This window comes from Aestuariibaculum suncheonense, assembly GCF_014596935.1.
GTDB lineage: Bacteria > Bacteroidota > Bacteroidia > Flavobacteriales > Flavobacteriaceae > Aestuariibaculum > Aestuariibaculum suncheonense.
Window position 1 is genome coordinate 585051 of the sequence record NZ_JACVXC010000001.1, and the last position, 15127, is coordinate 600177.

General features: G+C 35.9%; 12 protein-coding genes. 5 read left to right on the forward strand and 7 right to left on the reverse strand.

Annotation, left to right across the window (positions count from 1 at the left end):
- Positions 1-113: 113 nt before the first annotated feature.
- Positions 114-1001 carry a dienelactone hydrolase family protein gene (locus ICJ84_RS02515; protein ID WP_188214781.1) on the reverse strand — a complete coding sequence of 296 codons (888 nt, stop codon included), beginning with the start codon at positions 999-1001 and terminating at the stop codon, positions 114-116.
- Between the two features lie 86 nt (positions 1002-1087).
- On the opposite strand from ICJ84_RS02515, the gene radC reads away from it, so the two are divergent.
- The 4 genes from radC to ICJ84_RS02535 all read left to right on the forward strand — a co-directional run bounded on the left by radC (position 1088) and on the right by ICJ84_RS02535 (position 4770).
- On the forward strand, positions 1088-1786 hold the full coding sequence (gene radC / locus ICJ84_RS02520; protein WP_188214782.1) for a RadC family protein: 699 nt from the start codon (positions 1088-1090) through the stop codon (positions 1784-1786).
- Between the two features lie 28 nt (positions 1787-1814).
- On the forward strand, positions 1815-3116 hold the full coding sequence (locus ICJ84_RS02525; protein ID WP_188214783.1) for a polysaccharide deacetylase family protein: 1302 nt from the start codon (positions 1815-1817) through the stop codon (positions 3114-3116).
- A complete protein-coding gene (locus tag ICJ84_RS02530) occupies positions 3106-3795 on the forward strand; it encodes a YjjG family noncanonical pyrimidine nucleotidase (protein WP_188214784.1) in 690 nt (229 codons plus the stop codon). The genes ICJ84_RS02525 and ICJ84_RS02530 overlap by 11 nt, the downstream gene beginning before the upstream one ends.
- 123 nt (positions 3796-3918) lie before the next feature.
- The gene (locus tag ICJ84_RS02535; protein ID WP_188214785.1) at positions 3919-4770 is read left to right on the forward strand and encodes a hypothetical protein; all 852 of its coding nucleotides are present in this window, start codon (positions 3919-3921) and stop codon (positions 4768-4770) included.
- 42 nt (positions 4771-4812) lie between these two features.
- On the opposite strand, the gene ICJ84_RS02540 is transcribed toward ICJ84_RS02535, so the two are convergent.
- On the reverse strand, positions 4813-6090 hold the full coding sequence (locus tag ICJ84_RS02540) for a replication-associated recombination protein A (RefSeq protein ID WP_188214786.1): 1278 nt from the start codon (positions 6088-6090) through the stop codon (positions 4813-4815).
- A 182-nt stretch (positions 6091-6272) separates the two neighbouring features.
- On the opposite strand from ICJ84_RS02540, the gene ICJ84_RS02545 reads away from it, so the two are divergent.
- Complete coding sequence (locus ICJ84_RS02545) at positions 6273-7013, forward strand: rhomboid family intramembrane serine protease (protein ID WP_188214787.1); 741 nt, start codon at positions 6273-6275, stop codon at positions 7011-7013.
- A 1-nt stretch (position 7014) separates the two neighbouring features.
- Here the strand turns inward: ICJ84_RS02545 and rlmB are convergent, their stop codons facing one another.
- The 5 genes from rlmB to ICJ84_RS02570 form a co-directional block, all read right to left on the reverse strand.
- On the reverse strand, positions 7015-7752 hold the full coding sequence (gene rlmB / locus ICJ84_RS02550) for a 23S rRNA (guanosine(2251)-2'-O)-methyltransferase RlmB (protein ID WP_188214788.1): 738 nt from the start codon (positions 7750-7752) through the stop codon (positions 7015-7017).
- A gap of 68 nt (positions 7753-7820) precedes the next feature.
- A complete protein-coding gene (locus tag ICJ84_RS02555; protein ID WP_188214789.1) occupies positions 7821-8534 on the reverse strand; it encodes a hypothetical protein in 714 nt (237 codons plus the stop codon).
- Positions 8535-8566: 32 nt separating this feature from the next.
- Positions 8567-10054, reverse strand: a complete 1488-nt coding sequence (locus ICJ84_RS02560) for a RagB/SusD family nutrient uptake outer membrane protein (protein ID WP_188214790.1) — start codon at positions 10052-10054, stop codon at positions 8567-8569.
- A gap of 11 nt (positions 10055-10065) precedes the next feature.
- On the reverse strand, positions 10066-13290 hold the full coding sequence (locus tag ICJ84_RS02565) for a SusC/RagA family TonB-linked outer membrane protein (RefSeq protein ID WP_188214791.1): 3225 nt from the start codon (positions 13288-13290) through the stop codon (positions 10066-10068).
- Between the two features lie 260 nt (positions 13291-13550).
- Positions 13551-15119: a SusD/RagB family nutrient-binding outer membrane lipoprotein gene (locus tag ICJ84_RS02570; RefSeq protein ID WP_188214792.1), complete on the reverse strand. Its 1569-nt coding sequence runs from the start codon at positions 15117-15119 to the stop codon at positions 13551-13553.
- Between the last annotated feature and the right edge of the window lie 8 nt (positions 15120-15127).

Sequence of the window (15127 nt, forward strand, 5' to 3'; positions counted from 1 at the left end):
CGAATATGAAGTAAAATGCATAAATTTATAGTTAACCTTTGCTATAAATTTATGCATAAAAAATTAATAAATGATATGATTTTGAACTTATAAACAGGTTAAGTACAGATGAATTACTTTAATTTATCATTAAAGAAGTCTATAGTTCTTTTCCAAGCAAGGGTAGCTGCCGCTTCATCGTATCTTGGAGTGGTGTTGTTATGAAACCCATGATTGACTTCAGGATAAATGTAAGTGGTGTATTCTATATTATTGGCTTTTAATGCTGTTTCGTAAGCTTCCCATCCGGCATTCACCCGAGTATCTAATCCGGCATACTGAATAAGTAGAGGCGCTTTAATTTGCGCCGTGTCCTCTGCCGATGGTTGTCCGCCATAAAAAGGAACCGCAGCCGAAAGTGTTGGCAGTTTTACGGCCATCATATTGGCAATCCAGCCACCAAAACAGAATCCTACAACGCCTATTTTTCCACTACAGTCTTTATGGTTTTTTAAATAGTTGTAACCAGCAATAAAATCCTCCAGCATGTCATTACGGTCGCGTTGACGTTGCAATTCACGACCCTCATCGTCATTACCAGGATAACCACCAAGCGGTGTTAAAGCATCGGGGGCTAAAGATATAAAACCTTCCATGGCCGCACGTCTCCCCACATCTTCAATATAAGGATTTAGCCCTCGATTTTCGTGAACCACGATAATGCCCGGTAATTTACCTTTAGATTTTTTAGGTTTTGATAATAAGCCTTTAATAGAACCACCTCCCTTAGGAGAGTCGTAAGTAATATATTTAGAATCGAGTTTAGGGTCTTTAGGGTCGACCATTAAGGTATCAACATAATTAGGACTTATGAAACTGAGTAATGATGATACGGTGATACCTCCAACCGCAAATACCGATAGTTTTTCAACAAACTGGCGACGGTTTATTTTATTATGAGCGTACTCATCGTATAAGTCGAATACTTCTTGATTAATATCTTCTTTCTTTAGTGGTTTCATTTTGATGAGGTATTAGGTGTTGATATTCAGTGTATTTTAATCTTTTAAATGTTGAAATATAAAATTACAATATTTATATTTACTGTATGCAAGAAAAATCAACATCGTTTTCAATTAAGAACTGGAGTCAGGACGATCAGCCTCGTGAGAAGTTGTTATACAAAGGAAAGTCGACTTTAAGTGATGCCGAATTGGTAGCGATTTTAATTGGTTCGGGTAATCGGGAAGAAAGTGCCGTAGCCTTATGCAAACGCATATTGGCAAGTGTTGATAATAATTTAAGTGCTTTAGGAAAGCTATCGGTTAAACAGTTGATGCAATTTAAAGGCATTGGAGAAGCTAAAGCCATTACCATCGCAGCAGCTCTGGAATTAGGTCGACGTCGACGAGGCGAAGAAGCTCTGGAGAAAAAGCAAATTACTTCCAGTCGGTCAGTTTTCGAAGTGATGCAGCCCGTTATTGGTGAATTGCAACATGAAGAATTCTGGATTATCTATCTAAATAATTCAAATAAGGTCATTCAGAAGAATCAATTGAGTAAAGGTGGTATTACCGGAACTTTAGTCGACGTGCGTTTGGTGTTAAAAACCGCTTTGGAGGTTGGTGCTACCGGACTTATTTTATCACACAATCATCCTTCAGGAACTCTAAAGCCCAGTGAAGCCGATAAACAAATCACAGAAAAGTTAAAAACGGCTGCACAAAGTTTAGATATTAAAGTGCTTGATCATTTGATTATAACAGAAAATGCATACTTTAGTTTCGCAGACGAAGGAATTCTATAATTTAGCAAAAGTACTGCACAAATAACATATGCTGTTAGTTTACACACATAAAATATCTCCGCGTTTAAAATATGTTTTTAAGCATATATGCACCAGAATTTTGGGGGTTGAGGTCGATTTTACGACTCAGATAGAAAGCTTTATTGCGCATGATAGTTTAAAAATGTCGTATACCAAGCAGCAATTAGGTAATGAATTTTTTGTTCGTAGTCATGATATTTTATTTGAACAGGGATTGAGTGATATCGAAATCAATGTGCAGTCTTGGGAAGATACCAAGGGTTTGTTTTCTGCGGGAGAGAAAAGTGCTATGCCCTTTGATGTTTTTGCAGCTTCCTTTTATTTATTATCACGTTACGAGGAGTATTTACCACACGTAAAGGATCAATACGGTCGCTTTTTAGCCACCGAAAGTATAGCCTACAAAAACGGATTTTTAGAACAACCTGTTGTAGACATCTGGGCTTATAAATTTCGGGATGCCCTTCAGCAACAGTATGAAGAGTTTCAGTTTCCAGAACGTAAGTATAGCATTAAACCCATTATTGACGTGCCAACAGCGTACCATTTTAAGCTTAAGGGAGTCATGCGTGGTATCGGAGGGACTTTAAAAGAATTGTTTCAGCTGAAGTTCAAAACACTTTATAACAGGTTTATGGTGATTTTTGGGTTGCAGCATGATCCGTATGATACTTTCAAGTACATCATTAACAAGCAAAAGCAAAGTCAGTATAAGTTTTTATTTTTCTTTTTGTTGGGCGATTTTTCAACTTACGATAAAGGCACCAATCCTAACAGTAAACATTTCGTGTCGCTCATAAAACACGTTGCTGATTACTGTTACGTAGGATTAAAAGCCTCTTATTTTGCTTTGGAAAGCTCAGAAGTGTTGAAGAAAGAAAAAATGCGTTTGGAAGATATTATAAACGCCCCCTTAAAAGCATCGCGTCAGTCCTTTTCCAAATTAAACCTTCCAGAATCTTACCGAAATTTAATAGAGCATGAAATTCTGGAAGACTACACGATGGGTTATGTGAATTATATGGGCTTTCGCGCCGGAACCTGTACGCCATTTTTGTTCTACGACCTAGATTACGAAGTGCAGACACCTTTGAAAATTAATTCATATCATATGATGGATTATACCTTATTGAAAGTACATTCGTTATTAGATAAAAAGAAAGCTTTAAACGAAATTATAAAGCAGGTGAAGCAGGTTAATGGCGAATTTATACCAGTATTTCACAATTATACTTTTAGCGATGTCGAGCGGTGGAAAGGCTTTAAAGAATTATTTAATATTGTTTTAGATTCACCAAATGAAAATTAACGGAATTACAGATATATTTTTTGATTTAGATCATACCTTATGGGATTTCGACAGAAATTCGGAGTTAGCATTCGACAAAATTTTGAAGTTGAACAATGTAGAGGTCGATTTACAAGAGTTTTTAACACATTATAAAGCCATCAATTTACAATACTGGAAATGGTATCGTGATGAGAAAGTAGATAAAGCCTTGATGCGATTCGGGCGATTAAAGGACACTTTTACGGCATTGAATAAAACGGTGGCCGAGTCGATTATTCATCAGTTGGCAGAAGATTATATTACTTATCTGACCGATCATAATTATTTATTCAATCATACTATTGAGGTTTTGGAATATTTGTCGGACAATTATAATTTGCATATCCTGTCTAATGGTTTTGAAGAAGTTCAGACTAAGAAGTTAATCAAATCGAATATCAATCATTATTTTAAAACGGTTACGAATGGTGAGAGTGTAGGAGTGAAGAAACCGAACCCTAGAATATTCCATCATGCTATCGAGAAGGCAAATACGTCCATAGAAAAAAGCATCATGATTGGAGATGGTTTTGAAGCCGATATCCTTGGTGCCATGAGTATTGGCATGGATGTCATTTATTTCAATGAATTTAATCAGGATGTTGAAGCCAGCATAAAACATGTTAATAACCTTTTGGACTTGAAAAAGTATTTGTAAATTTCAACACATGCGATTTCAATATTTTTTATGTTTCAGAAATTAGAAATAAATAACAAAACGTATATTTACTATTCAATACTCACAGAATTTAAAATTTCAATATAATTACATATTACAACAATGAAAACTAAATTTTTATCATTTTTAATAACATTCTTAGTTGCCAGTAGTGTATTTGCTCAAACCAATTTAAATGCCTACAAGTATGTTATTGTTCCTAATAAATATGACTTTCTAAAAGAAAAAGATCAGTACCAATTAAATTCCTTAACCAAGTTCTTATTTGAAAAATATGGATTTACAGCTTTAAAAGAAGGAGAAGCTTACCCAGATGATTTGGTAAAAAATCGTTGTTTGGCGTTAAAATCTGATGCATTAAAAGATTCAGGATTATTTAAAACAAGGTTATCTGTAGAATTAAAGGATTGCAATGATGCTGTGGTGTTTACAACAAAGTTAGGAGAGAGTCGTGAAAAGGATTTTTATAGAGCCTATAATGAAGCCTTAAGAGATGCTTTTACTGATATTGAAGCATTGAATTATAAATATGAACCAAGAGAAGCTGTTATAGCATCAACTACTGTGGCAGCAACAAATACAGAACAGGAAATCCAACAGTTAAAACAAGAGCTTGAGGCTTTAAAAGCTAAGGAAGCAGAACAAACAGCAGCAGCTACTGTAGTTCCTGTGGTTACTACTGAAAAAGTAGCAGTAGTTAAAGACGAAGCGGTTGTTGAGGCTGAAGTAAAAGAGGTTATGAATAGTGTGTTATATGCACAGGAAATAGAAAATGGTTATCAGTTGGTTGATGCAACACCTAAAGTCGTTTACAGAATTACAAAAACAGCACAGCCTAATTTATATATGGTAAATGGCGAAAACGCTATCATTTATAAAAAGGGAGATACTTGGCTGATTGAATACAACACATCAGAAGGCACTAAACAAAAAGAGCTAAACATCAAGTTTTAAATAATAAAAAAGGGAACCAACAGGTTCCCTTTTTTATTTCTATTAATATCCATATTTGTCTTTCCAGCGTTGTTTTAAAAAGTCGCGATGAGCATTTTCTCGAGCATTATTACCAGGCTCGTAAAGTTTTGTGTTTTTTATTTCATCAGGTAAAAACTCCTGAGGAGCAAAGTTATTTTCATAATTATGAGCGTACATATAGTTATCGCCGTAACCTAACTCTTTCATCAGTTTGGTAGGTGCATTTCTAATATCTAATGGTACCGATAAATCACCAGTTTGTTTCACCAGTTGCTGGGCCTTACCAATGGCTGTATAAGCCGCATTACTTTTTGGAGAACAGGCTAAATACGTTGCACACTGACTTAAAACGATGCGCGATTCCGGATAGCCAATGGTCGATACCGCCTGAAAGGTATTATTCGCAATGACTAAAGCCGTAGGGTTGGCATTACCGATATCTTCACTTGCGGAAATTAATAACCTACGAGCAATAAATTTCACATCTTCACCCCCTTCAATCATTCGCGCTAACCAATACACAGCACCGTTAGGGTCACTGCCGCGAATCGATTTAATAAATGCAGAAATAATATCATAGTGCTGATCGCCGGTTTTATCATAACGAACCGTATTGTTTTGAATTTTTTGTAATACGTCATCATCGGTAATCACAACATTGTTAGATTCTTCCGAGTTGACAATCAGTTCAAAAATATTAAGCAGTTTTCTAGCATCGCCACCAGATAACTTTAAAAGGGCATTCGTCTCTTTAAGGGTAATGTTTTTTTCTGATAGATATACATCCTCCCTAATGGCACGTTGCAAAAGCATTTCTAAATCGGCTTTTTCAAAAGGTTTTAAAATATATACCTGACAACGTGAAAGCAGTGCTGAAATCACCTCGAAACTCGGATTTTCGGTTGTAGCACCAATTAAAGTTACCCAGCCTTTTTCAACAGCCTGGAGTAAAGAATCCTGTTGCGATTTACTAAAACGATGAATCTCATCAATAAACAAAATGGGGTTTTTCGTAGTAAATAAACCACCACTTTGTTTCGCTTTATCAATTACCTCGCGAACGTCTTTTACTCCTGAACTAATGGCACTAAGTGTATAAAACGGTCGACCCGATTCCGTTGCAATAATGTTAGCGAGTGTCGTTTTACCAATACCCGGAGGTCCCCAAAAAATCATAGAAGGAATCAGCCCTTGTTTAATTTGGTTGGTTAACACGCCGCTTTCGCCAACCAGATGGGTCTGGCTAATATAGTCCTCTAAAGTTTTCGGTCTTAAACGCTCTGCTAATGGTTCATTCATGTTTGTAAAATTACGTGAATTTTTTAAGTTTTAGGTGTGCCATTGCAAAAAAGCAAGGTCGGTCTTTCAGCTGTATCTTTTTAATAAAATTAAAAAGGATGTCGCTTTAATACCTCACCCAAATTGTCTGCCAATTTAGCATTTAAGATGACATTGGTTAGTTATTTGCTATATTTAGGCTTATGAAGACACACAAGCATTTTCATTTTTCAACAGGCGTCATTGCGTACCCCATTTTTTTTGTGCTTCTCATTTGGGTGGTATTTTGGGCTGATGTGCGTTTTGGCTTGCGCTTGAGTAAATTTGGAATTTATCCGCAGACTTTAAAAGGGTTACGAGGTATTGTGTTGAGTCCGTTTATTCATGCAAGCCTCAAACATTTGGCTAGTAATTCGGTGCCTTTGCTTGTGCTTAGTACGGCATTGTTTTATTTTTATCGACCTATTGCTTGGAAAGTTTTAGGGTATGGCATTCTGTTATCCGGATTGTTAACCTGGTGTATCGGGCGACCATCTTATCATATTGGGGCCAGCGGGCTCATTTATGTTTTAGTAAGTTTTATTTTCTTTAAAGGTGTTTTTGCTAAACATTACCGATTAATCGCCTTATCGCTTTTAGTCGTTTTTCTTTACGGAAGTATGATTTGGTATACCATGCCAATAGAAAAGGGTATTTCGTGGGAAGGACATCTTTCCGGTTTAATCACAGGATTGTTGTTTGCTTTCATCTTTAAAAAGTCTATAGCTAAACCTAAAAAATATGTTTGGGAACAACCCGATTATAATGAAGATGACGACCCGTTTCTAAAACACTTCGATGAGAATGGAAACTTTATAGAACACCTTGAACCAGAAGTCGAGGAGGAGCAAGAACCAATCATTATCCGATACTCATACAAAGAGCGTAAAAAAGAAGAAGATTAGCTTATTTTAAACGCTGTCTAACGGCTTCGTACAAAAACGCTCCACAAGCCACAGAAACATTTAAAGACCCTATTTCTCCAAGTAAAGGAAGTTTAGCTTTGGCATCAACCACTTTTAAAGTCGAAGGGTTAATACCACGGTCTTCCGATCCCATAATAATGGCACAGGGTTCTGTGAAATCTATATCGTAAAGTGTATCATCTGTTTTCTCGGTAGCTGCAACGACTTTAACACCTGAAGCCTGCATGTAAAATACGGCGTCCTTAATGTGGTCGACTTTACAGATTGGAATTTTAAATACGGCACCAGCACTTGTTTTAATGGTATCTCCATTTACAGGAGCACCACCTTTTTTCTGAATGATAATACCATCAACGCCGGTACATTCAGCCGTACGAATGATAGCACCGAAATTACGAACATCGCTTAACTGATCAAGTAAAAGGAATAAAGGGGTTTTACCAGATTCCATTACTTGAGATACTAAATCTTCCAAATCATAAAATGCAATAGGGGAGATTTGAGCAACTGCACCTTGGTGATTTCCTCTAGTTAAACGGTTAAGTTTTTCAACAGGAACATACGATGAATTAATAGAATGTTGACGTAGGGCGAATTCTAACTCGGAAAATAAGTCTCCTTTTAAACCCTTTTGAAGAAATACTTTATCGATAGTTTCTCCTGCGTTAATAGCCTCTAAAATGGCTCTAATTCCAAAAATTTGTGTTTGTTCTTGCATGAGGCAAAGGTATAAAAAAACCACTTCAAATTTGAAGTGGTTTTAAATTTACTTTAATTGAAATAAAGTTAGTTTTTGGTTAAAATCATAGATCTGTCTGTAAAATAACCATCCACAGTGTATGATAGAGTAATAGTGTTTTTGTCTTCAGAAACAGTTCCAGTTCCACTGACAGGAATATCAAATTCATCTTCTAGATAACCGCCTGTAACGATTAAATTACTACAAGAGTCAGTTATGTTAAAAGAATAACTTGTAGTGAAAGCATTGTCTGCGCTAACGGTATATGTTCCGTCTCCTGTTTCAGTGATAGTTACTGTTTTTCCATTTCCAGAGGTATAAGTCCAGCTTCCAGCTAAATCAGAAGGACATAATACGCTAATGTTTAAATCTACTTTAGAAGTACCTGTGTAATAACCTTCTGGCGCGTCAAAAGCGATAGACATTGTTTCTCCAGATCTGCTTAAACTGTTATCGGCAATTGTTAAAGGAATTGTAGCTTCATTTGAGTTAGCCGGAATGGTTACAGATGTAGGAACCGTATAATTTTCAGACGCCATAGTTGTAGTAATATTTAATTCTACTGTGGTGTCTGACTTCATATTAGTTGAAGTATAGATTTTTAGTTCTGTACCAAGTGACGAGTTTTCATTTACGACTATATTCATAGATGATTCGTCTAAAGTGATATAATTCAACTCAGGTGGTAAATATGTGTCTTCACAATTTTGTAATGATGCCATGGTTACCAGCATCAATAATATATGTGCTATTTTTTTCATAAAATATGATTTTTAATTATTATTGATGATAATTAGTCGTTTTGAGTACTGATGAACGGATTGTATAAAATCTCAGCTTCCGGGATTTCAAAGGTCATACGCTCATCATCATAAGAGATTTCTTCACCAACAAAAGATAGGTGATTATCTCCTCTTTTAATAGTGCGTTTATTTCTTTTCATAGCTAAGTATGTTTTTCCTTCACCCCATAACTCAATACGTGATTGTAAGTAAATTTCATTTAGTAATGCTTGTCCTGTTAAAGCATCAATATATGAAGCGTCTGGTACACGTTTAGACACAAGAGCTTTTAAACTAGATTTCGCTGTTGCTTCATCTGAAGTTTTAGCAGCAGCTTCAGCATTTAAAATATACATTTCAGCAATTCTCATATAAATTAAATCTGAAGTAATTGTAGTACTGGAACCTCTAGGAACTCTAGCTGCTTCATAGAACTTATTTAAAGGCTGTAAATATTGATTTCCAGCAGCTGGATCTGATTCGAATTGTTCTTTTCTTACGTCATCGGCTGGGATTAAAGCATAAAGATCAGAATCGATAGCTTTAGAATCACCATAGCCAGCATAACTGTAAGAGAAATAATCCATTTGTCCCCACCATGAATGTAAACTAATTTCATTATCAGAAGTTAAATCAACTCCCCACATCCATCCAGGTGTATTAACGTCATTAAATCCACCCAAAACTTCTTCTTCATTCATAATTGGATATGCACCTGTACTTATAACTTGCGAGGTTAATGTTTTAACATCCGAGTCTCTTCCCATGGCACCATAAACGTAAGCCAAAATACCTTTAGCAACATCCTGGTTAATCTGGCTTTTAGCAGATCTTGTAAAACCATTTAATAAAGAAATGGCAGCAGTTAAATCACTTTCAATTAAAGCGTAAATCTCAGAGGCAGGAACTTTTGGCCCGTTTTGATCTAATAAATCATCATATAAAGGTAATATCTCTTCAGTAGGGTTATATGTTTTTTGGAAATACTGAGCTAAATAAAAATAGGAGTGGGCACGGATTGCTTTAGCCTGACCCATTATGTATTTATTTTCGTCTAATTCAGGAGTAACATCATTTCCTCCTAGAGCATCTATAACTGTATTAGCAGATCTGATAATACGATAGTAATATCTCCATACTTGGTAGTTATCAGTAAATGTAAAATCTTCTGTACACTGAAATTCAGTTATACTGGCTCTATACCAGCCATAAGTACTAACTGATAAAGCAACATCACTGGAAAGCATATCAGCAAATATATCGTAACCTTTGTGACCGAAATCGTCAGCACCTGTAGTACCACCTGTTTCTACTTCAAACATTAATGCATAAATTCCATTCATTGTACCTGCTATAACTGCAGGGTTTCTAGAGGCCGCATCTCCAATTTGAGCAGTTGTTAAAACTTCAGAAGGAGTCTTTTCTAGATAATCTTCACCGCAGCTAAACGTAAATATTGTGCTTGCTGCAATAATTGTATATTTTAAAATATTTTTCATTTTCAATTTTTTTAAAATTTAACTCTAACACCTAAAGTGAACGTTGTTAATGGCGCATAAATTCTACGAGTAGAACTTCCATCTTCGGTAACCGTTGGGTTAAATCCGTCGCGAGCAGTTTTGATGAATAAATTGTCTCCAGAAGCCCATAAGTTTACATAGCTAATAGGAGTGTTCTCTAAAAATTTAGAAGGTAATGTATAACCAATCATAGCATTGTTTAGAGCTAAATAATCTGTTTTTGTTAAGAAACGAGTTGAAGTAGATGTGCTATTTTGGTCGATACCATCGGCTAATCTAGGAATATTTGTAATGTCTCCGGGCATTGTCCATCTTCCCGCTATGTCTCTATGGTAGTTGTTACCAACAGCACCAAATCGATCACTCATCAATTCTCCGTACTGGTAATCAATGGCATAACCACCAATGCTGTATGTGAATTGAGTAGAGAAATTGAAGTTACCTAACTCACCACCAATTCTGAATGCACCTCTAACATCAGGAATACCTGATTTACCTACATATTTATCAGTAGCTTGAGAATACGTTCTAGTTACTCGTTTAGCAATATTAGCATCAGGGTTTTCACTTAAATAAGGAGTAAGTGTTGTGATTGATTCTTCACCACTGTCTAATATACCGTTATCGTTAGAATCGTTAAAGTATTGATACCACATTGGAGCTCCATCTGCAGGATCTACACCAGCCCATTCACGTAAGTAAAAGTCGTAAATAGAGCTTCCTTTTGAATACGCATAATCTCCAGGAGATGTATCAAGAATTCTAGGTAAACCAGTTGAAGGCTCGATAGGCATCATTGCTATTTCGTTTTTAATGATTTCTCCATTAACACCAACATCTAATTTAAAGTTGTTTTTATTGAAGATATGACCAGTGAAATCGAACTCTATACCCTGGTTTTTAAGCTCACCATCATTAACCGTAATGATTGCAATACCTTGTGAAGGACCAACACGTCTTTCAAAGATTAAGTTGTCTGTTAATTTGTTGTAGTAATCAATGGATCCATCTAAGAAAGTTCCCAAGGTAAATTCAACGCCTGTTTGGAACATTTTTGATGTTTCCCAGGTAAGATCAGGGTTACCGTTGTCGGCAGCTGAAATAGAGATCTCTCCACCTAATATACCACTGTTAAACGTGTCGTAACCAGAATAGTAATCAACTCCAGCTTGGTCTCCAGTAATACCATAAGAGGCTTTAAGTTTTAAGAACGTGAATAAATTACTATCAAGGAAATCTTCGTTAGAGATAACCCAGGCAGCTCCTACAGAACCAAAAGTACCCCATTTATCGTTAACGAATCTAGATGAACCGTCACGACGGATAGAACCTGTTAAATAATATTTATCATTATAGTCGTAGTTTACCTGACCAAAATAAGATTCTATAGTAGCACCTTCATTAAAGCCTGTTGGAGGTGACAGGTTAGAAATAAAATTATCTAATTCTAATAAACCGTCTAAAACAACCTTTCCTTTGTATTGAGTAGATTCTCTGAATGTATATTCATTATTTTCGTGAGCAGCTAGCACTTCTAAAGAGTGATTTCCAAAATCATTTTTGTAACGTAATAATTGTAGGAAGTTAGAACTTAAACGCTCACGGTCCCTTGTAAATAAGTTACCACCGTCTCCTGTAGCTGTTCCGTAAAACGGATTGCTATAGTTTTTGTAGCGCTCCATAGAGTATTGTGTTCCGTAGCGAGTTTCAAGCGTCAAGTGGTCTGTGAATTTAATATTCATATTCACGTTTCCATTAAAATCATGTCTTTTAAAACCTACATAGTCGTAAATAGATGAAGCAATAGGGTTTAAGTTGTTGGCGTTAGGGCGATCTCTAAAACCAGATACTGTACCATAATCAAATTGGTTACCACCAAAAATAGGATCAGGAACAAGATTACCATTGTCATCTCTTAGATACACAGGGAAAATAGGAGCCATTTTATCAGCGAATTCAAAAACGTTTTCAGAGCCTACTGTTTGTCCATTGTTTAAACTTTCAGAATATGAATATCCCATGTTCGCCCCAACTTCTAACCATTCTTTTACGTCTGAAGTCAAGTTTAATCTTGAAGTGTAACGGTCGTAACTTGTGTTTTTAGCATATCCATCATCATTTAAGAAACCTAGAGAGAAGAAGTATTTAGATTTATCGTTTCCACCTCCCATACGTAAGCTTCCTTCATTTCTAAACGCAGAATCGAAAGCTTCATCTGCGTATAATCTAGGCGTGTATTTTCTTGTAACACCGTCTCTAACCATATGTGTAGCAGGGTCGATTAATTCACCTCCATTGGCAACATTCCACATGTTATAACCAGGAGCTACATAGTTATTAGTGAATAATCTGCTGTTAGCATAAGCTACAGGGTCTGCAGATCCTGTAATGTCACCTCTGTTGTAAATACCCTCCCAAACATAACCAATATACTCTTCAGGGGATTTAATAACATCGTATCTAGGTATAATTTGCGTGTTAATTCCTGACTTTACATCTAATTCAATATAAGAATCGTTTGCCGATCCTGTTTTTGTAGTAATAAGAATTACACCGTTAGCTCCACGAGAACCGTAGATGGCTGTAGCGGTTGCATCTTTTAAAACCGTTGTGCTTTTAATATCAGCTGGATTAATGGAGTTTAAACCTCCATTGTAAGGCACACCATCTACTACATAAAGAGGATCTCTGTTTCCGTTAACAGATCCATAACCTCTAATTCGTATTGTGGAAGTTGTACCTGGTTGCCCCGAGGTATTAATAACGGTAACACCGGCAACCTCACCCGCAAGTGCCTGACTTACGTTTGATACGTTTTTTATTTCAAGGTTCTCACTTTTTACAGTCTGCGCTGTACCCGCAAAAGACTGCTTGGTAGAAGTACCATAACCAACAATTACTACTTCTTCTAATTTTGCAGCATCTTCTAACATAGTAACATTAACTGTGTTTGAAGTGCCTACAATAACTTCCTGAGTTGTGTAACCAACAAAGCTAAACACTAAGGTAGCGCCTTGGCTTGCTTTAATACTGTAATTACCATCAAAATCGGAAGAAACTCCAGAAGAAGTACCTTTAACTAAGACTGTAGTTCCAGGTAAAGGTAGACCAGTTTCGTCTGATACCGTTCCTGAAATTGTCTTTTCTTGTGCGTAAGTTAACTGCACAATAAGCACTAGTAGTAGTGCCAAAATTCCACTAAACTTTGTTTTCATTTTTAAATTATTTGAATTAGTCAACGCCAAAAATCAAAATAAAAAGTTAATTAAACAATAATTTTAGGTTAAAATTTTAATTTACAATGAGGAATTTAAAAGTTTGTTGTATCAATTATTCTATGAAGTGATGGTTTTTACTAAAGTATTTTTTTGAACAGTTTTTTTTATTTTTTTCTAAAAAATAAAAGACCAAGAATTATATGCTTCTTGGTCTTTTAATTTTCGTATTTAAGTTATAGAAATCTTAAATAGATTGCTTAATTGACATCCCAATATAGTTTCGAGTTAATAGCGTCTCCATTGCTGAGACGAGAAACAGCTTCTGATCTGTTTTCGCCATTAAGGGTTCTTTCAAAATCTGGATATTGTAACCTATATGGTAAATCTGTTACTCCCTCAACTAGAGATGTGAAGGTATAGTCTAAGGTTGTACCTTGAATGGGAGTTACACTAAATTCAGTTCCTGGCTTCAGAATTGTCATCGGGTAACCTGTCCTTCTGTATTCTTGCCATGCAGTTTGGGCGTCCATGTACAATGCAATATATTTTTGGGTCAATACTGATGCTTCGCTTGCCGCGGGTAAACTAGACATATAATTATTTATATCTGTTTCAGATATTCCCCACTTAAGCATTGAGGCTTTGATTCCATTCTCGTAATGTATTTGATCCCAGTTGTTTATTTCGCTTAGTATAAATGATACTTCGGCAAACTCCATTAGGTATTGTGTGTAGTCAGGAGTGTCTATTATTGCTGCTCCAGGAGGGCTTTCGTAGCTGTAAACTCCTGCATCTGCAGAATTATCAGAAATGGGCATTCCTACATAATCTCCATTGTTGTTGGTTTTTGCAAATATTTTTAATCTTGGGTCTTGCATGCCATAAAAAGGATTGTCGGTGATGTCGTTCCCGGAATGGTCAACTAGATTATTGCCAAGTAATAGTTGTGTGAAAGGGTGAGACATTGCAAAATCAGAACGGTTACTAACATTAAATGCTATGTAGAATGGTGCTGCATTTACATCGGTTGCTTCGTATTGAAAACCAGCATTGTCTGAATTTGAAGTGAAAACTCCTTTGTTTACTGCATCATTTATATGGTTGTTAGCGGTTGATGGATCAATGCCTCTAATTTTGATTGCGACACGCAATCTTAAAGAGTTTGCAAATTTTTTCCAAAGTTCCATATCTCCATTGTAAATGTTGTCTCCTTTGACTCCTAATTCATTTATTTCTATCATTGCTTCTGCTTCTTGCAACTCTTTTAAAATATCTGCATAAATTTTTGATTGTTCTGCATATTTAGGGGATAAAATTTCTTCGTTCGAATCTGCTAAATTAAGGGCTTGGAAATCAGGATCATCACTTCCGTAGGAATAGTAGGGTATATCTCCCCATGTATCCGCCATAATATTAAAACTAAAAGAAAGAAGTATCCTGGCCACAGCTATTTGGTTATTGTTTGAACCATATATACTATTGACATCTTTAGAATTTTCGTCTGTATTTAGTTGAATGACCTTTCTAATATTTTCTAAATTTCTATAGAAGTCTTCCCATGTTTCTCTTTGAGATTCACGATATACATATCTGTCTTCATCAGCGTAGGCGGTCTGAGTCCAATATTGAACCCCTACTTGGGTGAATCTTCCCATAAACCATTCATCATAGAGATCGTCCATCATTTTTTTTACGGCATCATTAAGTAGTCCTGATGTTGGTGGATCAACAATTTCGTTCGGATTGTTTTCATAATCAACATCACAAGCAAATAACAAAACTAGTAGAGTGATTATGGAGAAATTTTTTATATCTATATTTTTCATGATTTTCT

What these genes read in the sequence shown, in the direction of transcription:
- ICJ84_RS02515 (WP_188214781.1), bottom strand. Translation starts at nt 1,001, where the DNA reads ATGAAACCACTAAAGAAAGAAGATATTAATCAAGAAGTATTCGACTTA.
- ICJ84_RS02555 (WP_188214789.1), bottom strand. Translation starts at nt 8,534, where the DNA reads ATGAAAAAAATAGCACATATATTATTGATGCTGGTAACCATGGCATCA.
- ICJ84_RS02530 (WP_188214784.1), top strand. Translation starts at nt 3,106, where the DNA reads ATGAAAATTAACGGAATTACAGATATATTTTTTGATTTAGATCATACC.
- ICJ84_RS02570 (WP_188214792.1), bottom strand. Translation starts at nt 15,119, where the DNA reads ATGAAAAATATAGATATAAAAAATTTCTCCATAATCACTCTACTAGTT.
- rlmB (WP_188214788.1), bottom strand. Translation starts at nt 7,752, where the DNA reads ATGCAAGAACAAACACAAATTTTTGGAATTAGAGCCATTTTAGAGGCT.
- radC (WP_188214782.1), top strand. Translation starts at nt 1,088, where the DNA reads ATGCAAGAAAAATCAACATCGTTTTCAATTAAGAACTGGAGTCAGGAC.
- ICJ84_RS02560 (WP_188214790.1), bottom strand. Translation starts at nt 10,054, where the DNA reads ATGAAAAATATTTTAAAATATACAATTATTGCAGCAAGCACAATATTT.
- ICJ84_RS02545 (WP_188214787.1), top strand. Translation starts at nt 6,273, where the DNA reads ATGAAGACACACAAGCATTTTCATTTTTCAACAGGCGTCATTGCGTAC.
- ICJ84_RS02540 (WP_188214786.1), bottom strand. Translation starts at nt 6,090, where the DNA reads ATGAATGAACCATTAGCAGAGCGTTTAAGACCGAAAACTTTAGAGGAC.
- ICJ84_RS02535 (WP_188214785.1), top strand. Translation starts at nt 3,919, where the DNA reads ATGAAAACTAAATTTTTATCATTTTTAATAACATTCTTAGTTGCCAGT.
- ICJ84_RS02565 (WP_188214791.1), bottom strand. Translation starts at nt 13,290, where the DNA reads ATGAAAACAAAGTTTAGTGGAATTTTGGCACTACTACTAGTGCTTATT.
- ICJ84_RS02525 (WP_188214783.1), top strand. Translation starts at nt 1,815, where the DNA reads ATGCTGTTAGTTTACACACATAAAATATCTCCGCGTTTAAAATATGTT.